The 23887-nt window shown below is 40.8% G+C and carries 18 protein-coding genes; 17 read left to right on the top strand and 1 reads right to left on the bottom strand.

The features are described 5' to 3' along the window. Positions 1-33: 33 nt before the first annotated feature. From D6855_RS12500 to D6855_RS12425, 16 genes are all read left to right on the top strand, one after another. Positions 34-1614, top strand: a complete 1581-nt coding sequence (locus D6855_RS12500; protein ID WP_120741598.1) for a hypothetical protein — start codon at positions 34-36, stop codon at positions 1612-1614. 158 nt (positions 1615-1772) lie between these two features. Then, the gene (locus tag D6855_RS12495) at positions 1773-3092 is read left to right on the top strand and encodes a sugar transferase (protein ID WP_243111919.1); all 1320 of its coding nucleotides are present in this window, start codon (positions 1773-1775) and stop codon (positions 3090-3092) included. Positions 3093-3095: 3 nt separating this feature from the next. After that, positions 3096-4163, top strand: coding sequence for a GDP-mannose 4,6-dehydratase (locus D6855_RS12490; RefSeq protein ID WP_120741594.1), 1068 nt, complete (start codon positions 3096-3098; stop codon positions 4161-4163). Between the two features lie 18 nt (positions 4164-4181). After that, positions 4182-5717 (top strand): DUF6056 family protein, encoded by a 1536-nt coding sequence (locus tag D6855_RS12485; protein ID WP_158589523.1) that lies wholly within the window; start codon positions 4182-4184, stop codon positions 5715-5717. Next, on the top strand, positions 5710-7245 hold the full coding sequence (locus D6855_RS12480) for a glycosyltransferase family 39 protein (protein WP_120741591.1): 1536 nt from the start codon (positions 5710-5712) through the stop codon (positions 7243-7245). The genes D6855_RS12485 and D6855_RS12480 overlap by 8 nt, the downstream gene beginning before the upstream one ends. Positions 7246-7263: 18 nt before the next feature. Then, positions 7264-8202: a glycosyltransferase gene (locus D6855_RS12475; protein WP_120741589.1), complete on the top strand. Its 939-nt coding sequence runs from the start codon at positions 7264-7266 to the stop codon at positions 8200-8202. Positions 8203-8207: 5 nt separating this feature from the next. After that, positions 8208-8981, top strand: coding sequence for a glycosyltransferase (locus D6855_RS12470; RefSeq protein ID WP_120741587.1), 774 nt, complete (start codon positions 8208-8210; stop codon positions 8979-8981). Then, on the top strand, positions 8978-10072 hold the full coding sequence (locus D6855_RS12465) for a DegT/DnrJ/EryC1/StrS family aminotransferase (RefSeq protein WP_120741585.1): 1095 nt from the start codon (positions 8978-8980) through the stop codon (positions 10070-10072). Before D6855_RS12470 ends, D6855_RS12465 begins: the two co-directional genes overlap by 4 nt. Position 10073: 1 nt before the next feature. After that, on the top strand, positions 10074-11246 hold the full coding sequence (locus tag D6855_RS12460; RefSeq protein ID WP_120741583.1) for an FAD-dependent oxidoreductase: 1173 nt from the start codon (positions 10074-10076) through the stop codon (positions 11244-11246). Positions 11247-11260: 14 nt separating this feature from the next. Continuing rightward, positions 11261-12322 (top strand): acyltransferase family protein, encoded by a 1062-nt coding sequence (locus D6855_RS12455; protein WP_120741581.1) that lies wholly within the window; start codon positions 11261-11263, stop codon positions 12320-12322. Beyond that, a complete protein-coding gene (locus D6855_RS12450; RefSeq protein WP_120741579.1) occupies positions 12291-13838 on the top strand; it encodes a hypothetical protein in 1548 nt (515 codons plus the stop codon). Before D6855_RS12455 ends, D6855_RS12450 begins: the two co-directional genes overlap by 32 nt. A 15-nt stretch (positions 13839-13853) precedes the next feature. After that, on the top strand, positions 13854-14873 hold the full coding sequence (locus D6855_RS12445; protein WP_120741577.1) for a radical SAM/SPASM domain-containing protein: 1020 nt from the start codon (positions 13854-13856) through the stop codon (positions 14871-14873). Beyond that, on the top strand, positions 14873-16057 hold the full coding sequence (locus tag D6855_RS12440; RefSeq protein ID WP_120741575.1) for a hypothetical protein: 1185 nt from the start codon (positions 14873-14875) through the stop codon (positions 16055-16057). The genes D6855_RS12445 and D6855_RS12440 overlap by 1 nt, the downstream gene beginning before the upstream one ends. Positions 16058-16366: 309 nt before the next feature. Continuing rightward, complete coding sequence (locus D6855_RS12435; RefSeq protein WP_120741572.1) at positions 16367-17599, top strand: hypothetical protein; 1233 nt, start codon at positions 16367-16369, stop codon at positions 17597-17599. Next, positions 17592-18542: a glycosyltransferase family 2 protein gene (locus tag D6855_RS12430; protein ID WP_120741570.1), complete on the top strand. Its 951-nt coding sequence runs from the start codon at positions 17592-17594 to the stop codon at positions 18540-18542. The genes D6855_RS12435 and D6855_RS12430 overlap by 8 nt, the downstream gene beginning before the upstream one ends. A 143-nt stretch (positions 18543-18685) precedes the next feature. Next, positions 18686-20794 (top strand): CotH kinase family protein, encoded by a 2109-nt coding sequence (locus D6855_RS12425; RefSeq protein ID WP_158589522.1) that lies wholly within the window; start codon positions 18686-18688, stop codon positions 20792-20794. 45 nt (positions 20795-20839) lie between these two features. Here the strand turns inward: D6855_RS12425 and D6855_RS12420 are convergent, their stop codons facing one another. Then, complete coding sequence (locus D6855_RS12420) at positions 20840-22063, bottom strand: SGNH/GDSL hydrolase family protein (RefSeq protein ID WP_120741566.1); 1224 nt, start codon at positions 22061-22063, stop codon at positions 20840-20842. A 231-nt stretch (positions 22064-22294) separates the two neighbouring features. Here D6855_RS12420 and D6855_RS12415 point away from each other — a divergent pair, with 231 nt between their 5' ends. Further along, complete coding sequence (locus D6855_RS12415) at positions 22295-23881, top strand: NAD(P)/FAD-dependent oxidoreductase (protein ID WP_120741564.1); 1587 nt, start codon at positions 22295-22297, stop codon at positions 23879-23881. Positions 23882-23887 lie beyond the last annotated feature (6 nt).

Below are 23887 nucleotides of genomic sequence, written 5' to 3'. Positions count from 1 at the left end.
TATTGGAATAATAGGGAGGGAGAAGGATTAAATATGGATAAGAGAATTAGGGTATCTGAATTTATATATTTTGCCTTCTTCCTCTTGTTATTTACGACAAGGATCATAGGCCTTTATGAAGGCAACATCGTATATTCAGTAGTTTTAGTATTAGGCATGTCTTTTTTTGCTTTGGGCTATCTTCTGACACCAGGGACTGTGCTATCTTTTTTGATTGATTTTTTGCTACTGTCATGTGCTTTTATTTCGTGGTTTTATTCTGGTGAAAAAGGGTTATTACTTTATTTTGCCATGATGATTGGGGCAAGAAGAATATCATTGGAAAGGCTGTTTAAAGTGGCGCTTGGAGTGTCTGGTAGTGCTTATACAGTCATGATTATACTTGGTGTATTTGGAATCATTACCGACTACCAGAATGTAATTTCATATAGACCAATTATAGGTTATATTAGTAGACGCTCAATTAGTCCTTTGCAATTAAATATTTTGATGGAGCCATATCTTGTACTGATGATCATGGTTTTGTATCTTGTTAGAAAAAAAGATAAGATGAGTACACTGAAAATATCTGTTTTGCTTTTGGCAGGGCTTTGGTATTTGTTTGGTTACTGCGTTACTATTTCTTCGTTAGTAGTAGGAATGGTGTTGTTAGGTTTAAACTACTATTTACGATTTTATAGTAAATTTAATAAGACCACTTTGATTTTTGCTCAATTAAGTTACGCAATGTGCGCAATAATTGCTATTGTTGCACCATACTTTGATAGTAGTGAATTTGGCACGGGAGGAACATTTGCTCGTCGATTACAAATTGGCTATTATTATTGGCACAATTATTCTCTTAAGATGTGGGGACAACGTATGGATGTTGCCAACCAGCCTTTAATGCCTTATGGGATTCATCAGTCACAACTACATCTTTTACTTCAATGTGGAATAGTTCTCTTCATAATAGTTAATCTATTACATCATTATTCTATTATGAATATGGTAAGCCAAAAGAAGGGTACGGAGTTAGCAGCAGCATTGTCTTTTGCTATGCTTGGTGTTGTAGAGCCATTTCTATTTAACTTGTCATTTAAGAACATCGTTTTTGTTTTTGTGGGAAAAGAATATGGTAGTTGGCTGGATGATGTTGCAACAAAGATGTCTTTTTTGGGAAAAAGAATACAAATAATACCGGATAAACAATTTACTGTCAGAATTCCTATTCTTAAAAATGTGAGTGGTGGGAAAGAATGCTTAGTGAAAGATAAGCGATATCGACGCCGAATGTTCGTGGTATCGATTGTGCTAGGGGTGCTAGTGGGTATGATTGTTTCCACTTTTACTCCTGAACAATCATATCTATATGATCAAAACTCCGAGAATAGTGTAGATGGAAAAGCTTATTATTTTTCTCCTGGAGAAGTAGAAAAAATGACAGAAGAGCCTGTTATTGATTATGAGGATGAAAAAACACCTCTATATAAACATGTTAGCTATTTTCCCATGTATGATCATGTCAGATTGATTATAAGCGCATTTGTTTGGACTACTGTCATTTCTATATTATTGTTTTCGCTACTTTATTGTATAAACCCCAAACGAATAAAAGAAGAGAATCTTCTGTAGACAATAAGACTTAGGAATGTTCAGAATAGTTACTTTTATGAAACAATTATGTATAATTATTATCATAAGTGAGATTGGAAGAGCTATACAACAAGGTTGTTGGGTAAATGAATCAAAAATATAAGACTTTGCAAACATATGCTTTGTGGGCGATAGATATGATATGCATTGTCATATCATATCTTATTGCCACATGGCTAAGATATCATGACAGAAACGATTATGGAGATAAGACTCTGCACTATATGGTGTGTGTAGTCTTTCTCCTATTTTGCGTTATATACTCTTTTCTTGCTGACTGGAACAGGGACTTTATTAAGAGAGGGTATGCGCTGGAAGCATTCTCTGTAGTTAAATCCATATCCTTTATCCTTTTTACTTCTTTAATAGTGGTCTTTTTCCTGCAGTGGGCATACATCTTATCAAGACTTGTTGTAGTATATTTCGTTTTGATTGATGTGGTTTTGACCTTTATCTTTAGAGTGATGTTTAAGAAAGCTCTTTGGAGACATATATCCAATGAGAAAAATGTCACAAGAGTTGTAGTTATAGCCGAGAATTCTGTGCTTGATGAAACTGTGAGAACTCTCGAGAAACAGGTTGGCGAAGTGGGATACAAGATAGTGGGAGCATATTCTTCTGATGGTATTGAAGATATCACCGCAAGGCTTGTTACGGATCCCTTTGATGAAGTATTCATCAATACGCCCAGTATTGCTCAGAGCGAAATAGAGGATAGTATTTTAAAGTTTGAGGAAATGGGAGTAACGACTCACTACAACCTGGAGCTCCCTTCGATAACTAAGGCTGTTCCTCAGGTTGAGAAGTTTATGGGATATTCTGTAGTTACATATACCATGAACAGGACTAGCTACAAGAGATTGTTCATCAAGAGGGTTGTTGATATCATTGGAGCTATTGTGGGTCTTGTAATTACAGGCGTGATTACGATATTCCTGGCTCCTGCTATTAAGCTGGATTCTCATGGCCCTGTATTCTTTTCCCAGACAAGAGTTGGTAAGAACGGCAGACGCTTTAAGATATACAAGTTCAGATCCATGTATGTGGATGCTGAAGAGAGAAAAAAGGAACTTGAAGACAAGAATGAGATGAATGGTCTCATGTTTAAGATAGAGGATGACCCCAGGGTGACAAGAGTTGGTAAGTTTATCAGAAAGACCAGTCTGGATGAATTTCCTCAGTTCTTCAATGTTCTAAAAGGGGATATGAGCCTGGTGGGAACCAGACCACCCACAGAGGCAGAATTTGAGCAGTACAATGAACACTACAGAAGGCGTCTTTCTATGACACCTGGCCTCACTGGCCTTTGGCAGATCAGTGGCAGAAGTGATATTGATGATTTTGATGAAGTTGTAAAACTGGATCTCCAGTACATAGATAACTGGAGTCTTACTGAAGATATTAAGATACTGCTTAAGACAGTCGGGGTAGTGCTGTTTGGCAGAGGAGCAAAATAATACATGCTGGATAAGAATATTGATCTATCAACAAAGAGAATACTGGTAACAGGTGCGGCAGGCTTTATCGGCGCCAACCTTGTGATGGAACTCATGCAGAGATTTCCTGGGTGCAAGGTGCTTGGCATCGATAACGTCAACAATTATTATGACGTTGGTATCAAGGAATACAGACTGGACAGGATAGCAGAGGCGGCACAGGTAGACGCACAGTTTGAACTTGTCAGGGGCAGTATTGCTGACAGGGATATAGTAGACAGGGTATTTGATGAGTTTAAACCTGAGGTCGTGGTTAATCTTGCTGCCCAGGCGGGAGTCAGGTATTCTATAGAGAACCCTGATGCATATATGGAATCCAACATGATAGGCTTCTACAACATTTTAGAAGCCTGCAGGCATTCATATGATAATAGCGATGGAGTGCAGCATCTTGTTTATGCATCCAGCTCAAGTGTCTATGGAAATAACAAGAAGATTCCATACAGCGTAGAGGATCAGGTGGATAATCCTGTATCTCTTTATGCTGCCACCAAAAAGTCCAATGAACTTTTAGCTCATGCTTATTCCAAGCTCTATGGAATCCCTTCCACAGGACTTAGATTCTTTACTGTATATGGACCTGCAGGACGCCCTGATATGGCGTATTTTGGCTTCACCAATAAACTGATCAAGGGTGAGACTATCAGGATATTCAACTATGGTAATTGCAAGAGAGATTTTACCTTTGTTGATGATATTGTAAAGGGCATTATCAGTGTTATGCAGGTTGCACCTGCTGAGAATGAGACTGGTGCCAGATATAAGGTTTATAATATTGGCAATAATGACCCTGTTAATCTTCTTGACTTTGTTGATATCCTACAGCAGGAATTGGTTGAAGCAGAGGTACTTCCGGAGGATTATGACTTTGAGGGCCATAAGGAGCTTGTTCCTATGCAACCTGGTGATGTGGAAATAACTTACGCAGATGTAACTGCACTGGAAGAGGACTTTGGTTTCAAGCCTTCAACTTCTCTTCGTGAAGGACTCAGGGCTTTTGCAAGATGGTATAAAGAGTATTACAGGATTTGATTGGAGAAATTGTTTTAGATGTTTAGTTACGAATTACCAAAATGGAAATATCAGTTTAATAAGAGGCATCTGAGCATACTGTTAACCGCAGTGTACGTACTGATGTTAGTTCCGATGCTGATTCTGGGTTTCTTTGACTTCCCATCAGCAGATGATTTTTCCATGGCACTTCAGACTCATCAGGCTTTTGTAGAAACAGGGAGCGTATTTAGTGCAGTGGTTGCATCCCTTCAGAAGGCGTGGCTAGTGTATTCACAGTATGAGGGATATTTTTTCTCGATAATCCTGACTAATGTTTGTCCAAGCGCCTTTAGTGAGAGCCTTTATTTCTTAACTCCGTTTATTATGCTTGGAATGCTGACATTTGGTGTTTTGTATTTCTTTGATGCGCTTTTTGTCAGGGTCTGGAAGTTGGACAAGGATCTTACTCACATAGTAGCCATGATCACTCTGATACTTATGGTTCAGAGTCTTCCAAGGGAAGGCCTTAGAGTTGAGGCCTTTTATTGGTATAGTGGTGCAATAAACTATACATTTACTTTTGGTATGGGATTCTTCTGGTTGGGACTCCTTATGAGGGCTGTATATGATGAGGATGCCAGGACCAGGAAGAGGAAGCTTATCTGGGCAACCTTCTGGGGATTCTGGATGGGAGGAGCCAATTATCTTACTGCGCTTGAACTTGCTATTATTTCAGTGCTGATTCTGTTTATATGCTTCATGGTAAAAAGAGGTGTGTTTAAACAGGAGACCTCCTGGAAGAATATTTGGATTCCTGCGGTGGCTAATCTGATTGGCTTTGCATGTTCCTGTTTTACACCAGGAAACCTGGTAAGAGGCGCAGAAACAGAACATATCAGTGCTGTGAAATCAGTTCTGTTGTCGCTTTACTCAACCTTCGACATGATGATCACTGATATGTCCAGATGGGAACTGTGGGTAGCACTTATACTATTAGTGCCTGTTTTTTGGACAATGGCTGGTGGACTTAAGGCGAGATTTGAGCATCCTTTTATGTTTGTACTCTTTTCATTTCTGCTTGTTTCATCCAATATGACACCACCATTTTTTGCAGTAGGAAATATAGGCGCCGGAAGGCTTAAGGCTCTTGGCTGGATGGAATTTGTTGTTATGGCTGTACTTACGCTGTTTTATCTGACTGTATGGGCAAGACAACAATTAACAGAAAGAGCATCTGATGATGCAACACTTTCTGTAAGGGCATCTTTTGTCATCGCTGTATGCCTCGGATTTCTTATCTTTGGATCAGCTCTTAACGTGATTCCAGAGCATGACTATTATAGCGGCACGTCAGCTCTTTTTGCCCTGTTAGATGGCACCGCAGCGACTTATAAACAAGAGAACACAGAACGTCTTGGTATTCTGCGGGATGACAGTATCAGGGATGCAGAACTTATGGAGTATTCTGTACATCCAGAGATGCTATTCTATTGGGATGTCACAACCAATAAGGATGAGTGGGTTAATACTGCGACAGCAACTTATTACAATAAGGACACTGTGGTTATGATAAACAGGAGCAAGGGTGAATAAGGCAAGAGACATATTTAATTACATAATTGTGCTATGCCTGTTCATTGCTTCGCTGGTTGTGCTGGCGGTCAGCAGTGTGACGACGATTTACTATGACATGCACTGTGAGAATGACTGGCCCAAGTATGGAAAAGAAAACATTCCATTACTATTCATTTTGGTATTGGCGGTGTTTTGCCTTCTTTGGTTGTTTTTTAAGAATCGCATTTTTGAACGGAGCAAAATGCTGATTGCCATAGCTTTGGGTATAATTGCAGCTTACTGTCTTATGCTGATAATTGTTATTGTTCCGCAGGCTGTCAATGATTCAAAGATGCTGGATGACGTTATCAATCAGTTTATGGCTGGAGACTATTCATCTTTGACTGAAGCCGGCGGATACCTTTTTACCTGGCCTTTCCAGCTTGGGTATGTTGGATTTGGACAGATAATGCACTTCCTGTTTGGTGAGAGCAATTATTTTGCATGGGATATTGTTCAGCTGATATCGATCATAATAACCATATACCTTCTGTATCAGATAACCTGGGAGTTGTTTGAAGATAAGGTTGTTTGTGGGATCATGGCAGTTATATCCTGCGGGGCATTGTTTTTTTACAACTTCGTTACATATATTTATGGCGATATCATCAGTATGGCGCCTCAGACCCTGGCTCTTTACATGATGATACTGTATGTGAAGCGTGACAAGGCAAGATATGCCATTGTCTCTGCAGTAAGTATAACAGTAGCCATTCTGATAAAGCCAAACTGTGAGATAGCGCTGATCGCACTTGTTATGGCTCTCCTTGGAAGCGTAATAAACCGCTTTGACTGGAGACGCTTGTTTAGCAGACTGGTATTGGCTGCGTTGTTTCTGGTGCTGACTTTTGGTTCAAAAAATGCCGTTAATGCATATTACTGTAATCTGACTGGTCTTTCTGCCATTCCGGATGGATCACCATCCTGGTCGCATATTGCTATGGGGCTTCAGGAGAGCGAACTGGAAGACGGCTGGTATAACAGATACAACTATGATGTGTTTTCAGAAAATGGATACGATACTGAGGCTACAGCAATAGCTGCAAAAAAGAACATACAGGAGACTTTAAAGACGTTTGTTGACAGACCTCTTCATGGGGCCAAGTTTTTTGTAAGAAAGTTTACTACCCAATGGGCGGACTCAGTATGTATTTCCACCCATGATCTGGATCTTGTAAGCAGGCATGTTGATATAACATCTCCCTTAAGAGAGTACCTGGTTTTTGGCTCTGATAAAGGGTGCCCTCTGCTCATATGGATCATGAATGTGTTTATGCCAGTCTGCTATATTGGAGTGGCAGTATATCTCTTTGGAATCCTCAGGGGACGGGATGTTTCCTGGCAGGAGATGCTGGTGCTTATTCTGATATTTGGCGGAATAATGTTCCATGAATTCTGGGAGGGTTCATCCCGCTATACCATGAGATATTACATATACTGGATTCCTTATGCAGCATATGGGATCAAGGTTATACTAAGTGCCATTCCTTTTGGAAAGGCAAAATAGAAAGGAAATTTGCACCTGATGGCAAAGTACAAGAAATTTGTGTCAGTAGTTGCATATATGTGCAATCAGGAAAAGAATATCGAGAGCTTCATTGAGACAGTTATGGGTAAGTGTGAAGAGCTCTTTGACAAATGCGAGCTCATCCTGGTCAATGATGCTTCCACAGATAATTCTCTTGAAACAGCCAGGCATTACCTTAAAGAGAACCAAAAGAAATACATGGTAAGTATTGCAAGACTTGCCACAAGGCAGGGACTGGAGCCTTCCATGAATGCCGGAAGGGACATGGCTATCGGAGATTTTGTCTTTGAGTTTGACGATATGCTGGTTGACTATGATGGCAGTGTTATCGAACAGGCTTTTGAAGAGTGCCTTAAGGGAGCAGATGTAATATCTGTTTCCTCCAATACAGGCATCAAGCTCTCTTCAAAGATCTTTTATGGAATTTACAACAGATTTAGCAGGACTCAGAACCCCATTGGCAACGAGACCTTTAGGCTCCTTTCAAGGAGAGCTGTAAACAGGGTTAAGGCTATGGGAGTTTATATCCCATACCGCAAGGCTGTATACATGAACAGCGGCCTTAAGGTGTCTGGTATCACCTACAGCAGCACACTTGGTGGAGGAAGCCTGCATTCAGTTAAGAAGCAGAGATCTGAGCTTGCAATAGACAGCTTTATCTATTTCACCAACGTCATGGAAAAGATATCTCTGACCATAAGTGTATTGTTCTTTGCTGTAGCTATTATCGTGGTGATCTATGTGATCCATTCGTATCTCATGGATGAGCAGCTGGAGTCTGGGTGGGTTTCAATAATGGGATTCCTGTCCATGGCTTTCGTTGGGGTATTTTCTCTTTTGACCATAATACTTAAGTACCTGTCAGTATTGGTTAACCTTGTGTTCAAGCAGCAGAGATACCTCATAGAGGATATTGAGAAGATAGCGGGGAATTAAGTCAGATGACAACGATAGATATACTGTTTCCGGTGCTCAATGAGCATTTAAGGTTGGAACGCGGGATCAGGAGAACAACAGATTATATTTTAGAGAACAAAGAGTTTTTTGGCGGACGAGCTGCCTTCTCTCTTACGATTGTGGATAATGGTTCTGACGATGATACGCCGGATATAGCAAGGACCCTTGTAGAAGAGTTTGCAACCCTCGACGAAGAGTATCTTAAGGTCAGGTTCATAAGACTTGAGGAGAGAGGTGTGGGTATCGCCTTCAGAGCAGGCGTAGAGGCCACATCTTCCGATATCGTGGGATATATGGATATCGATCTTTCAACAGATATTGATTACCTTAAGACCATGCTCACCACCTTTGAGGATCAGAAAGACATTGTCTATGTGAACGCCTCAAGATTTGCCCGAGAGTCTGACGTCACAGGCAGGAAATGGTACAGAAAAGTAACATCCAAGGGGCTTTTGATACTCCTTAAGTCAGTATTTAAGATGAAGAGCACTGACGCCATCTGCGGATTTACATTTGTCAGAAGACCTGAAGCTTTAAGGCTCGTATCTGAGTGTAGCAACGATAATGGATGGTTTTACATGATAGAGTTTCTGCTTCGGGCAGAAAGGGATGGCATGAAGATTTATGACATGCCAATTAAGTGGACTGAGGACTACGACACTACAGTCAATATCCCTAAGACTGTTAAGAACTACTTAAGGAACATAAACAGGCTCAGGAAAGAGTTTGCCAGAGAAGATCGGAGCAATAACAGATGAAGCTTAAAAGAATTGATCTTACAAGAGATTACCAGAAGCATAAAGCTGAATATATGGCAGCTATTGAGAAGGTCTGTGAGGAGACAGCTTTTTCAGGCGGAAGATTTGCGGATGAATTTGATAAGGAGTTTGCAGACTACTGCGGCGTTAAGTGCTGCACTGGTGTAAACAACGGAACCACAGCTCTTCAGGCAGCTATGATTGCTCTTGGAGTTGGCCCTGGGGACGAAGTTATCGTTCCTGCCAACACATATATTGCAACCGCTTGGGGAGTTACTCACGCCGGAGCAACACCGGTTTTTGTGGACTGTACAGCTGACACCTGGGAGATTGACCCATCAAGGATTGAAGAGAAGATCACAGATAAAACAAAGGGGATCATTGGAGTTCACCTCTATGGCCAGCCCTTTGATTTTAAGGCAGTAAAAGAGATTGCTGATAAACACAGGCTTTTTGTGGTTGAGGACTGCGCTCAGGCCCACGGCGCTAAGTTTGAAGGTAAGCGTGTTGGGGGGCTTGGCGATATCGGATGCTTTTCTTTTTACCCAGGCAAGAACCTCTATGCCTTTGGAGAAGGCGGCGCCTGCACATCTGACAACGAGGAGTATATTGATACCATCAATGTTCTTAAAAATCAGGGATGCCGCGTAAGGTACTATCACGAGAGAATCGGATACAACATGAGACTTGAAGGAATCCAGGGAGCAGTTCTCTCCGTGAGCCTTAAGTATCTTGATAAGTGGACCGAGGCCCGTACAAGGATTGGTAAGAGATATATGTCTGAGATAAAGAACGACAAGTTCGTTCTTCAGGCTCATCCTGAGAACACCAAACCGGTATTCCATCTGTTTGAGGTTCAGGTTCCGGATCCTGAGGACTTCCTTAAGTACATGGCTGAGCATGATGTAGAGTGCAACAGGCATTATCCTGTGCCTTGCCACCTGCAGCAGGCCTATGCTGACCTTGGCTACAAGAAAGGTGACTGTCCAAACGCTGAGAGGCTTGCAGAGCACTGTGCAACCCTTCCTCTTTTCCCTGAGATGACTGACGAAGAGGTTTCACTTGTTATTGACCTCTGCAACAGGTACTGATATGACAGGAAATGCTATAGAAAAATATGACAGGATCATAATCGGAGCCGGGCTCTATGGCCTTTATGCCGCTGAGCACTGCGGAAGGCGAGGAGATAAGGTTCTGGTCCTTGAATATGATGATGCGCCATTTAAGAGGGCCACATATATCAATCAGGCCAGAGTCCACATGGGATATCATTATCCAAGGTCTCTATCTACGGCTATGAAATCCGCCGGGTATTACAGAAGATTTCATGAGGATTATGGTTTTTCAATCTTAGATAAGTTCAAGCAGATCTATGCCACAAGCTCTCAGTTTTCCTGGACTAACGGAGAGCAGTTTATGGAGTTCTGCAGGGCTGCAGGGATCTACTGCAGACAGGAACATCAGGCTTCTTTTTTCAAGGATGGAACAGTAGATGGTGCGTTCCTCACCGAGGAAGACACCTATGATGCACATATACTTAGAGACTTCTTTGTGGACAGGATTTCTGACATGAAGAATGTAACTGTTGTATACGGAGCGAGGCTGCAGAGGATCAGGAAAAGCGCTGATGCTTATGAGGCATATTACTATTCTGAAATGTCTGAAGACAAGGCTGAGAAGTGCGCTGCTTCTGACTTTGTTCTAAATGCCACCTACGCGTCCTGTAATCAGGTGCTGGGGCTGGTAGAAGGCGATTCTGATGACAGTTTTGAAGCTTTCAAGATCAAGTATGAGCTTTGCGAGATCATTTTGTGTAAGCCTTCAGATGACCTCAGGGACTATGGCTTTACTGTAATGGATGGACCATTCTTTTCCATAATGCCCTTTGGCAAGACTGGCTTTCATTCACTGACATCGGTTACTTTTACGCCCCATGTGACGAGCTATGATAAGCTGCCATCTTTTAGCTGCCAGAATGGGCAGAAGTGTTCGCCTTCGCAGTTGTGCAACTGTAATGAGTGCCCTGCAAGACCGGAAAGTGCCTGGGAGTACATGAGCCATCTGGCAGATAAGTATCTGCTTCCACAGTACAGCTATACATATGACAGTTCGCTCTTTTCCATGAAACCAATATTAAAGAGCAGTGAAGTTGACGATTCAAGGCCAACGTCCATAGTGGTAAGCAGCAAGGGGCCTACCTTTATCAGCGTGCTGTCTGGCAAGATCAACACAGTCTATGATCTGGATGAGTTTTTGGATGAATGATTAAGGAGTAAAGAGTGAGCGGGACAAAAAAAGAGAGACTTTGCTACATAGATATGCTCAGGATAATTGCCTGTTTTCTTGTGGTACTCAATCACACTCCAGGCTACATCGCTTGTTTTGACCATGAAAAGGGAGAATTGTCTCTGATAGTGGTACTGCATCTCATAGTTACAATGGTGGTGAAGATAGGAGTGCCTGTTTTCTTTTTGATCTCAGGATCTCTCCTGCTGGGCAGGGAGCATCAGATAGGATCAGTTCTAAAGAAGACCTTGAGATTCTTTTTGATATTACTGGTTTTCAGTATAGCAGTTAAGATTGTAACCACAGGAAGTTTATATTTTCCTGGATTTATCAGGACCTTTGCTGCTGCAGATGTTGATGGCGCAGGCTCATACTGGTATCTGTATGCGTATTTGGGACTGCTGCTGATTCTTCCATTCTTATCATTTATTTCCAGTAATATAGATATTAAGCTTATTAACTACCTAATAGCACTTCGAATAGTGATAACTGGTGTACTCCCAATGCTGTTTATGGCTGCAAACCTGATCACAGGCAGCAACATGTATCTTGCGGAGGAGTTTAATCCGGCGCTGGTTATAGTGGATTGTATTTTTTATCCCCTTGTGGGATATGGAATAGATAAAAAAGTAAATATTGAGGCTCTAAAGGGAAAGGGCATCAGACTGCTGACTCTGCTTTTCTTTGGAACCATTGCTCTTGAAGGATTTCTGACCTGGATAGCTGGCTTTGACAATGTATTTCATGGATTTGATTTCCTGATCGCCATAAGCCTGTTCCTGATCGTAAAGTATACTTTCACTGTGCATGAAGCAAAGGACGGCACTAAGAAAGCTATTATCGCAGTAGGATCACTTACCTTTGGAATATATTTGCTGGACCCTATCGTTGGAAATGTGATAGAGCAATATGTTCATGGGTTGTATCCGGTAGTTCCTTCACTTCTTTTGGTGTCCGTTATTCACAGTCTGGTTTCCATGACAGTAAATGGAGCCATAACTTATATTTGGAGATTTATTAAGAATGCAGGTATTAAAGCATTTAAAAAACAATAAAATATGGTGCCTGTTGTCGGCCATTTTGGCGATAACTGTCTGCAGCAGATCATCTTTCCTGTACGTGTTCAATATCTGGGATGATGCAAACAGCTATTTTACTGTGGGAAAATGTATCTTCAGGGGATTTGTTCCCTACAGGGACCTCTTTGATCAGAAGGGGATAATGCTGTATTTCATCTATGGACTGGGATCTCTGATATCACCAACTACTTTCATTGGTGTCTACATTATGGAGGTGATAGCTGCCTTCTTTTCACTTCTTGCTGTGTTTAAGATCTATCAGCTGTTTTTGAAGTCCGAAGCTATGCCCTATATCATCACTTCCATAACAGGTGCCGTGATCTATGCATCCTGGGATTTCTGGTGGGGTGGAAGCGCAGAGGAGTTTCTTTTCCCATTTTTGATGTGGGGAATGTATCTGTCTGTAAGACAGTACAGGGAGTATTATCCAAGGCCTATGGAGTACAGGACAGTACTCTTTGGTGGACTCCTGGCGGGATGCGTTTTGAATATCAAGTTCTCATCCCTTGGATTTTATTTTGGCTGGATGGCTTTTGTTTTCTTTGCTGATCTTGCAGTAAAGGAAGTGAAAAAAGCCTTTGTGAGCTGTTTTGTATTCCTTGGAGGAATGGGACTGGCAACTATCCCATGGCTCATATACTTTGGAGTAAACAAGGCGATATATGACTGGGTTCATGTATATATCTACAAAAATGTCTTTGAGTATTCCAAGAAGCTTCCAATGGGAGAGAGACTTGTAAGAATGTACGAGATAGTGAAAAACCATGCCACTGGAAATGAGCTGGTTTTCCTACTGATCTTTATCGGAATGGTGTATTTTACTGTGGCAGCAGTGAGAACTGCAGTAAAGGGCAAAGATATCAAGGAGAGCCCTGTAATTATCACCCTTAAGCTTTCAGAGCTCTTTAACCTTGGAATGATGCTGTTTTTCCTGGTGTTTGTTCTCTTTATTGGAGGAGTGAGCCTTCTTTACTACCCATTTCCTATGAATGGATTTGTAATCTTTGGTTTTATTCCATTTTGTTATATAATAGAAAGACTATTGGGTGAAAAAACAGGCAGGGTTTTAGTGGCGTTTTCACTTATCGCCACATTTCTGATCACTTGGTTTACATCGGTAAATGTTAAATCAATGTATCTGAAAGAGGAGGACCTGTATCTGTTTAAGTTCAGGGATTATATCCTTGCCTCTGGCGTGGAAGACCCTGGAATCATCACCGAGTTTACATTTGATGTGGGATTATATACGGTTCTGGATGTGGAACCTATATGTTATTATTTCCAGACCCAGACTCTGAACATGGATGAGGTACTTGAATATCAGAAACAGTACCTTCACTCGGGAGAAGCAGACTTCGTCGTCACCAGCAATATTGAAGCGGAGGGCATAGGAGACAGATATGATCTTGTTATGGAAGATCGCCTTGCTTTCTATCACTTTGACCAGACATATTATCTATATCAGAGGAATTCTAATCCTGCTACAGAATAAAAGGAGAGTTTTGTTATGCCAATAAGAGTTAATAGTTTTATGGGAAAGTTTGGATGGTTTGCGAGAAAACATTTCCCAATGCTTGCAAGTAATGCTTATCTTAAACTTCAGTTTGTCACAAGGAGCAAGTCACAGAAGGCTTACTGCGATTATTTCTTAAATGCAAAAGAAGTACCAATGCCCAACGTTGTAAACATCGAGACCATCAACAGATGTAATTCAACCTGTGCATTCTGTACTGCTAACGTACATGCAGAGAAGAGACCTCTTGCTACAATCGATGATGATCTTTACAGAAACATCATTGATCAGCTTGCTGACTGGGGATATAAGGGCCATCTTACACTCTATGGCAACAATGAGCCACTGCTTGATACTAAGATCGTGGAGAGACATAAATATGCCAGGGAGAAGCTTCCAGAGAGCTTTATCTTCATGTCAACTAATGGACTTATCCTGACCATCGACAAGGTTAAGGAAGTAGCACCATATATCAATCAGCTTATCATCAACAACTATTCAATGGAGATGAAGCTCCATAAGAATATTCAGGAAATATACGATTATGTTAAGGCTCATCCTGAGGAGTTCAAGGATCTGGACATTCAGATCCAGATGAGATACCTTCAGGAGGTTCTTACAAACAGGGCAGGAAGTGCTCCTAACAAGCAGGAGACTGAGAAGGTTATCAAGGAGACATGTCTTCTTCCTTTCACAGATATGTGGATCATGCCAAATGGCAAGATGGGACTTTGCTGCTGCGATAACTTTGAGGTCACTGATTTTGGTGATCTTACCAAGATGACTCTCAAGGAGGCATGGGGCTCTGAGAAGTTCCAGCAGGTAAGAAGGCAGATTGCTGAGGGCAGACAGAACTATCCATTCTGTAAGCACTGTGACTTCATTGATGCCGGATTCAGAATGCAGATCATAAACGCTATTCTTCGCGGTGATCAGGACGCAGCTAATAAGCTTGGCGGACATGAGAGAATGAAGATTGGTAACAAAAACAACGAAGAGGATGGAATCAAATAATGACCAGCGTTGAGAAGAAAATAGTTGATTTTATAGTCAAATACTTTTGGGTAATAGTAATACTTGTTGGTTTATTTGGTGGCCTGGCAGCCAGAAGTAAGGGCTGGTATATGGTGAGTCCTGATTATGACGGGTACTTATATCCATGGATGGACACACTGGATCAGAATACCGGACTTAAGGGACTTGCTATTGATCATCTTGGAACTTATTACATTCCATATATGACAGTTCTTGCCCTTATCACTTATTTGGATCCTTCCAAGTGGCTTGGGGCAGTTAAGGCTATTTCTGTAATATCAGAAATGCTTTTTGCTGTTGGAGCAGCGTTGATAGCGTGGAAACTGCTCAAGGAATCAGGTAAGAATCCAAAGTGGGCAGCTGCAGTATTTGCTTTGTTTATGCTATCTCCTGAGATTGTTATGAACGGCGCTTTTTGGGGACAGTGTGATTATATCTATGCGGCCTTTATCATGTTCTGTGCTTATTTCATGCTGTGTGAGAAATATACTCTGGCAATGAACATGTTTGGAATTGCTTTTATTTTCAAACAGCAGGCTCTTATGGTACTGCCGGTATTGGCGCTTGTATATCTGTGCAATAAGAAATTTTCCATATTGAAGTTCCTCTATATCCCAATGTGGTATTTGATCGGAGGACTTCCCGCTATCATAGCAGGCAGGCCTGCAGCTAGTGTCTATAGGATTTATTTAAATCAGGCCAATGAGTTTGGTCAGCTTTCAATGAACCTTATGAATATCTACAGGTTCTTCCCTAATCTTGCGAAAGATGATTTCTTTACATGGGGAATGGTTACAACTGCAGTTATTCTGTTTATGTTGGCTTTATGGTTGTTTGAAAGAGGCTATAAATTAAATAATCAGATAATTCTTGGACTTTTCTTGGTTAGCACTGGAGTTTGCGGAATGTTTCTTCCAGCTCTTCATGAGAGATATATTGCTCTATATACAGGCTTTTTATTTTTGTATTACATGATTTTTTCAAAAAAGAAAGTAGTTCTTGCTGGCATAGTAGAAACCCTAGTCTGTGTAACATACTTTTATTCGTTGTATGGAATAAACCGAGTGGATCAGTATCATTGGGCTGCAGCCACTAATTTATTGATATTGTTCTATGTTATTTATGATGTTACTCAAACAATCAAAAGGGCTAATAATTCATAATTCAAGAGCTATAAGATGATAAATAGGATAATAAATAAAACAATAAATATTCTATTCTGCATTTGCTTTATCTGGATTGCTGTAGTGGTATTCTTTTTTAATACCCTTCCAATACCAGACTGGGTAAGGAAAGAGTTTTTGCTTCCGAACTTTGTTTTGTTAACTCTCGGGGTAATATTTGCCTGCGTTATAATTGCGCTGGCAAATAAAATAAGATTCTCTGTTCCAATAGTGACTTTGATAATTTGTCTTATATTATGTGTTGGGACTTATTTTTGTTATTTTAAGACAGGATGGGACGCAGGACAGGTGACAGATAAGGCCTGGAATGCTGCCTTGAATGGGATTATTGATGTACCGGAGTGGTATTATTCATTTTATACAAATAATATTCTTATCCATTGCTACGAATATGGCATTTTCAAATTGTGTATATCCTTTGGAATTACAGAATTAGAGCATGCAATGTATGTGCTGGTGCTTATAAACTGTCTGGTATCTGCCGTTTCAGCACTGCTTGTATATGATGCTATTCATATGCTCTATCCTGCAGGCAGGAGAGCGGCAATTCTGGGATATGTTTTCTATCTGGGACTGATCATGCTATCACCATGGGTGCTGATTGCTTATACAGATTCTTTGGCGCTGGTATTACCAATACTGATCGTATGGATGTATCTGAAACTAAAAAAGGATGTCAAGAATCCTGTTTTTGCAGTTCTTTTTGGCGGACTTATCTGTTTCGTTGGATTTGTAGCATATAAGCTTAAGGCTACTGCAGGGATTGTTCTTATAGCGGTGGTCATTACAGAAATTATTAGTGCACTGAGAAGCTTTCGTGATGAGAAGGTCAGGACTTCGCTAAGAGTAGTAATATCTTTGGCAATTTTGGTAGTGATGTACTATCTTTCAAATATGTTGTACACCTCAACCTATACAGCTTGCGGGGTTGTTCTTGATAAGGAACTGGCCTGCCCTGTTACTCATTATCTGAAAATGGGATTTAATGACAGTGAAGCAGGAACCTTTAATTACCCGGATTCCGATGAAACTGCGTATATCTCTTTGTACAAGGACAGGTACGAGAATGATCTGAGCAAGGCAAAGAGCAGGATCAAAGCAATGCTTCCTTTCGGGATCATCAGGTTTGAGGCAAGAAAAGCACTGGTCAACTATCATGATGGTACATTTGCCAATGGAGTTGAGGGTGGATTTTATTCCACAGTGTATCCTGACAGGGATAAGATCCTATCGCCATTTTTAAAGAGTATTTTTTGGATAGATGGTGCTTTATACCCATATCTTGAGTGCATCTTGCAGGGACTGTGGCTTACAGTTCTGGTGCTGTGTATCGTATTTGGCGGAAGCAATGACAAAGACGGAGAGCTGTTGATCAAAATGGTATTGATAGGGGTGTTTGTGTTCCTGTCATTATTTGAGTCAAGAGCGCGCTATTTATATATCTTTTCACCAATATTCATCGTGGCTTTTGCTGGCGGGAGTGAGAGGATATTAGGTAAATGGAGGAAACATTTTGGATAAGATTGCGGTCTTAATTCCTTGTTACAATGAGGAAAAAACCATAGGAAAAGTTGTAAGAGATGCTATAGCGGCGCTTCCAGAAGCGACCGTTTATGTCTATAACAACAATTCAAAAGACAGAACTGCGGAGGTTGCCAAAGAGGCAGGTGCAATTGTCAGAAATGAGTACATGCAGGGCAAGGGCAATGTTATCAGAAGGATGTTTCGTGAGATAGATGCTCTGGTGTATGTCATGGTAGACGGCGATGACACTTATCCTATGGAGTCAGCTGCAGAGATGGTTGATCTTGTCCTTAATCACAATGCGGATATGGTTGTAGGGGACAGGTTGTCTTCTACTTACTATCAGGAAAATAAGAGACCATTCCATAATTTTGGAAACAACCTGGTTAGAGGTAGCATCAACAGGCTTTTTGGATGCAATATCAGGGATATCATGACAGGATTCAGGGCTTTCAGCTATGAGTTTGTTAAGACTTTTCCTATTCTGTCAAAGGGCTTTGAGATTGAGACAGAGATGACCATTCATGCTGTCTACAACAATATGCAGATCGACAATGTGGTCATTGATTATAGAGACAGACCAGAGGGTTCAGTGTCCAAGCTGAACACCTACGCTGATGGATTTAAGGTATTAAAGACTATCGCTAGGCTTTACAGAAGCTACAAGCCATTTGGGTTCTTTAGTATTGTGGCTGCTGTACTGGCTATTATTTCTATCATTTTCTTTATTCCCATACTTCAGGAATACTGGGCTACACATCTTGTGCCAAGGATTCCAACACTCATTGTGTGCTGCTTTGTAATGATGGCAGCTGTACAGAGTATGTTTGCTGGAATAATACTTTCGACTTTGGCAATTAACAACAGAAGAGATTTTGAAATGCAGCTTAATATGCTTCAGAGGCATAAAGAGATTGATTCAGGAAAAGAAGAGCTTTGATGGGTAAAAGAAGTTTAAAGTTCATATTTATTGCAATCTCTATAGCCGCACTTGTATTGTTATGCCTGTACCCTCTTTGGAGCCCAAATGGTCCCAGGCGGTTTAACAGGCTAATACTAAGTGACGGTGAATTAGAGAATATAATGTCTGTCAGACAGTCTGATAAAAATGTTATGACAGACATTTTTTTTGGTGATCAAAAACTGGTATATGATGCTGAAGGTAATGACCTGTATTATTCTCTGATCGAAGGTGACATGTGGGCTTATAATCCGTTAGTGTCCACCAGAAATTCAGAGAGCAGGGTATTGATCGGGATAGTAAATGACCGCATCACTTATGATAGTGTTGCTTCGAATTCCAGGATAAAGATGATCGTTTACGACGATTCAAGATATTATTTATGCCATCTGGTATGCACGACACTTCCGCTGGTTTCTATAGAATGTCAGGCAGAGGTGACTACAGAAGAAACTCAGATGAAGGTCAGTCTTTTTGACAATAGAAAAGATTCTAATATTAGAGTTGTGGACTCTGAAGGAATGATAAAGGTCAGAGGTGCAACATCCTCCCGGTATCCAAAGAAGTCCTTTAAATTATCTCTGCGTGATGGGGAAAAGAAAAAAGACTTATCATTACTTGGCATGCGTTCTGATGATGACTGGATCCTATATTCATGCTATGCAGATTATGAGAGAGTAAGAAATGTTTTTTCTCAGAATCTCTGGACCGAGAGTTGCGGAAAAGATAACGCTTATAGATTAAACACCGGATCATATTATAAGTACGTGGAAGTCTTTTTAAATGGAGAATACTACGGACTCTATGCACTGGGATACAGAACTGACTTAAAAACACTAGGTATAGATAAGGTTGGGGACGATGAAGGCCTGTTTCAGAAAATAGCCTATGGCCTTTTTGAATTTGAGTCGGATCAGCCTTTGGATATAATGTTTGACTATCTTTGCTCTGTCGAAGAACATGCTGATGACAGGCAGTATCTCATGAGCTGCGTGGATCTGGATAACGCTGCTGATTTCTTTTTATACAGGACGCTTATCCAGGGATGGGATAATTTTGATAAGAATTACCTGGTTCTTCTTAAACATTTTTACGATGGCAAAAAAGCTATCTTTATACCTTGGGATATGGATCTTTCTTGGGGGGACATGTGGAACGAAACTCAGAGAAACTGTATTTCATTTTATGAGTTGACACCAGACTATAACTCTTTTTCTTATGATACTAGTTTTTCTCAGCTGCTTCTTAACAATGATGAAGAAACATATGACCTTATGTATTCGAAATATAAATACAACAGAAAGCACGGATGGTCTGAAGAAAGAATCGACATTTTGCTTGACGGAATAGAGCAGGACCTGTTTGCTTCCGGAGCATATTACAGAGACTGCGAAAGATGGCCGGAGAGTGGAACTGTTGAAGGTATGAAGTCCTTGGATACATTCAGGGAATATGTTCATGACAGACTTCATGAGATGGATGATTACATTGAAAGATTAAAAAATGATCATTCCACAAACCCTTTGCTCACGCAGCTGTTACAGTACAAAGATCTGAATGATTACAGGTTTGTTATTTCTACGCAGTATCCTGAAATGCTTGAAGATCCTATGTACTCAGAGTTTATTGATTTTGTCGGAAAAGACAAGGTTACCATTGAAGCAGATGTAAACCTTGATGAATACAGGCTGATCAATGTATATAGCATTAATATCTCGGAAAGAGATGTCAAGGTATATGCAATCAGTGGTAATAGGTGTGATATGTTATATCCTGATGACTGCTGCAGATTCAGGATAGAGGAAAGCAATATCACTACTTTGTCTCGCTGGCTAAGATGCCTGGATAACGTATATGGCAACATTCTCCTTCAGATCAATGAAATGGATAAGCTTGATATAGACAAGGAGCATTTCCTGGAAGAATTTGATGTTGATTGTGGCAGTTTTGGCTCAGTACAGGAAATATTAGAGGAGAATAATACCCTGGTGTTCCTGCTTAACTGTGACAGCAGGAAAGGATACTATATAGAAGATGCCTATGCTTCTGGCAATTTGGTAACTACAGGCATTGGAGATTGGTTGTATTACGAAGGAGACGAAAACTACGGAATCTATATCGGCGGTGAAGAAAGTATGGTAGAACCTTTGGGTTCACAGCTTGGGTACAACATAAGAATAACTGAGTACACTACTGACTGGAAAAACATTATTTGCGATTACTCTGAATAAAAAAGAGAGGATGATTATCATATGATAATCATCCTCTTTAATTATTTAGTGTCCTTCGTTATCTTCCGGGATCTCGCTTACATATATTGATGGCTGAGCAAGTGGATACTCGCCATGAATGTATTTGTCCCATGACTCTGGATATTGCTTTTCCATTACATTCTCGTCTGCGCGATAAGTCTCTTCAGGGTTAAAATCTGCTACCTTGATATAATCTGTATCCCAGTAAGGAAATGGTTCATTGCCTTCTACGTAATTGATGTTGTGAGCAAGAATCCTGGTGACTATCTGTCTGCCAGTAAGATTCAGGTGAAGATTATCCATCAGATACTCATTGGCAGTGTCTAAATATAGATCGAATCTTGATCCAAACATACCATCAAGGATATAGCATTTATTGTCGTCAACAACATTTTTAACTTTTTCTGCATACTCTGAAAGAGTACCAATACCGTTACTTACTATATAGGAATCACCAATATATGCTCCGCTATCATCCATATATATTCCATAGAATGGGGTGATGACAATGAATGTGGCATTGGGACTAACAGCTTTAAGCTCGCTTATTCCCATAGACATGGCACCATATAAGGAATGAGCTTTTTCTACATCTGTTCCATAGTAATCCGCATCCATGGGGACATTGGATAAGAAATCGTTGGTTCCATAGCACAGTACGTAGTAGTCTACATCCTTAGGCTCGATACTGTTCATGGTGTTCAGGATTCCAGGATAAGCTTCAAGGGTTGCCTCCCTATCGGACTTACCTTCAAAACAGTAGACCATGCCAAGAAAACTTGTGGATGTCAGATTACTTGGTGCTATTTCTGAAGTGTTCTGCTCTACAGAAGCTGTTGTTCCGCTGATCGCCATGTTAAAGACTCTCGAGTCAGGAACCTTGGGAGCAAGCAGATGAGGTATATCAGTTCCATCGTCTCTTCCGTTTGCTAACTGACTGTCACCAAAACATACGATGTTTACTACATTATCCTCTTCATCAGTGTCTTCTTTTTTCTCTTCTTCTGTGGAAGCTTCATTGGATGCCTCTGCAGTTGAGACTTCCTCTAACAGTGGTTCAAAGAGATCATTGATGACCACAATTGACTTTTCAGAAGCGGCTTCGTCTTCAGCAGAGTTCTCTGTGTTGGCGTTATCGCCAATATATTCTGTAGCTTCTTTTACATCTTTATTCGGGAGAGAACATCCGGTAAAGATGATGCTCATAGAAGAAAGAAGCGCTATGGCAAATGTGATACTTTTTTTCATATCTTTAACTCCTCGCTTTCCAAAGGTATTGTAACACCGGATAAAAAAATGAAAAGTCTTTTGGTGTAAAATTAAGAAAATCTGCTGCTAATCTTAAGAAAGTCTTAAGAAATAGACGGAATAACGATTAATTCATACCAGTTTTTGACGTTTAAGTGTGCGTTGGCTTAATACCTTCAATTATGGTATAATTCTCGATAAGTATGTAGTATTTTAAGGAAGGTACGTGTAATGAAAAAAGCACTTATTATTGGGGCAGGCCCTGCAGGTCTTACAGCGGCCTACGAACTTCTGACTAAGTCCAAGGACTACCAGGTGGTAGTTTTTGAGGAGACTTCTAAATTTGGTGGCATCTCAAGAACTGTTGAGTACAAGGGCAACAGAATGGATATGGGTGGCCACAGATTCTTTTCCAAGGTTCCAGAGGTCAATGAATGGTGGGACAAGATGCTCCCTCAGCAGGGACATCCTACCTATGATGATATAGTTCTTGATCGTCCTATGAAGATGAAGGAGGGCGGTCCGGATCCTGAGAAGGAAGACCGTGTCATGCTCAAGAGACACCGTGTTTCCCGAATCCTCTTTGATTCCAAGTTCTATGATTATCCTATTTCATTAAAGCCAGAGACATTCAAGAATTTTGGATTCCTGACTACTCTTAAGGTTGGATTCTCATACATGGGATCCGTATTCCATAAGAGACCTGAGGATAATCTTGAGAACCTCTATATCAATAACTTCGGTAAGAAGCTCTACTCAATGTTCTTTGAGTATTATACCGAGAACCTTTGGGGCAGACATCCATCAGAGATCGATGCTTCCTGGGGAAAACAGAGAACCAAGGGATTATCAATCTTTGGTATCATAAGGGACTACCTTGGAAGACTCTTTAAGGTCAAGAACCGCAAGGTCAACACATCTCTTATTGAAGAGTTCAAGTATCCTAAGCTTGGTCCTGGTCAGCTTTGGGATGTTACAGCAGAGGAGATCAAAAATCTTGGTGGAACCATCATCATGAATGCCAAGGTTGTTAAGATTCGCAAGGATGGCAATCACATCAAGGGTGTTACTTACCTCATGGATGGAAAAGAGATTGATATCGACGGCGATGTTGTTATCAGTTCAATGCCAGTTAAGGATCTTGTAGCGGGCATGAACGATGTTCCGGCAGACCCTGCAAGGATTGCAGCTGGTCTTCCATACAGAGATTACATGACTCTCGGAGTTCTTGTTCCAAAGCTTAATCTTGAGAACAAGACAAACATTAAGACTATTGGCAATATCGTTCCTGACAACTGGGTATATGTTCAGGAGAGAAGCGTCAAGATGGGACGTTTCCAGATCTACAACAACTGGTCACCATATCTTGTTAAGGATCTTGAACACACTGTATGGGTTGGCCTTGAGTATTTCTGCTTCGAGGGCGATTCTATGTGGAACATGACTGAGGATGAGTTTGCCAGGATGGCTATCGATGAGATGGTTACTCTGGGACTTATTGATAGTGCGTCTGAAGTTATGGACTATCATATGGAGAGAGTTAAGAAGGCTTATCCTGCATACTTTGATACCTATGATGAGATGGACAAGCTTGTTGAATATCTCAATTCTATTGATAACCTCTACTGCGTTGGACGTAATGGACAGCACAGATACAACAATATCGATCACTCAATGTGCACTTCCTTTGAGACAGTCAAGAACATCTTAAGCGGCGAGACAGACAGAAGTAACATCTGGAACGTCAACACCGAGGAAGAGTATCACGAAACTGACGAATCGAAGTCAGAAGAAGAGGATGGAGTTGAAGTTGACTAATATATG

Source organism: Butyrivibrio sp. CB08 (genome assembly GCF_003625485.1).
GTDB lineage: Bacteria > Bacillota > Clostridia > Lachnospirales > Lachnospiraceae > Butyrivibrio.
Note: the sequence above shows the minus strand (reverse complement) of the source record. Positions and strands in the feature narration are given on the sequence as shown.

What these genes read in the sequence shown, in the direction of transcription:
- D6855_RS12465 (WP_120741585.1), top strand. Translation starts at nt 8,978, where the DNA reads ATGAAGCTTAAAAGAATTGATCTTACAAGAGATTACCAGAAGCATAAA.
- D6855_RS12445 (WP_120741577.1), top strand. Translation starts at nt 13,854, where the DNA reads ATGCCAATAAGAGTTAATAGTTTTATGGGAAAGTTTGGATGGTTTGCG.
- D6855_RS12420 (WP_120741566.1), bottom strand. Translation starts at nt 22,063, where the DNA reads ATGAAAAAAAGTATCACATTTGCCATAGCGCTTCTTTCTTCTATGAGC.
- D6855_RS12450 (WP_120741579.1), top strand. Translation starts at nt 12,291, where the DNA reads ATGCAGGTATTAAAGCATTTAAAAAACAATAAAATATGGTGCCTGTTG.
- D6855_RS12485 (WP_158589523.1), top strand. Translation starts at nt 4,182, where the DNA reads ATGTTTAGTTACGAATTACCAAAATGGAAATATCAGTTTAATAAGAGG.
- D6855_RS12415 (WP_120741564.1), top strand. Translation starts at nt 22,295, where the DNA reads ATGAAAAAAGCACTTATTATTGGGGCAGGCCCTGCAGGTCTTACAGCG.
- D6855_RS12475 (WP_120741589.1), top strand. Translation starts at nt 7,264, where the DNA reads ATGGCAAAGTACAAGAAATTTGTGTCAGTAGTTGCATATATGTGCAAT.
- D6855_RS12460 (WP_120741583.1), top strand. Translation starts at nt 10,074, where the DNA reads ATGACAGGAAATGCTATAGAAAAATATGACAGGATCATAATCGGAGCC.
- D6855_RS12500 (WP_120741598.1), top strand. Translation starts at nt 34, where the DNA reads ATGGATAAGAGAATTAGGGTATCTGAATTTATATATTTTGCCTTCTTC.
- D6855_RS12495 (WP_243111919.1), top strand. Translation starts at nt 1,773, where the DNA reads ATGATATGCATTGTCATATCATATCTTATTGCCACATGGCTAAGATAT.
- D6855_RS12470 (WP_120741587.1), top strand. Translation starts at nt 8,208, where the DNA reads ATGACAACGATAGATATACTGTTTCCGGTGCTCAATGAGCATTTAAGG.
- D6855_RS12490 (WP_120741594.1), top strand. Translation starts at nt 3,096, where the DNA reads ATGCTGGATAAGAATATTGATCTATCAACAAAGAGAATACTGGTAACA.
- D6855_RS12425 (WP_158589522.1), top strand. Translation starts at nt 18,686, where the DNA reads ATGTCTGTCAGACAGTCTGATAAAAATGTTATGACAGACATTTTTTTT.
- D6855_RS12440 (WP_120741575.1), top strand. Translation starts at nt 14,873, where the DNA reads ATGACCAGCGTTGAGAAGAAAATAGTTGATTTTATAGTCAAATACTTT.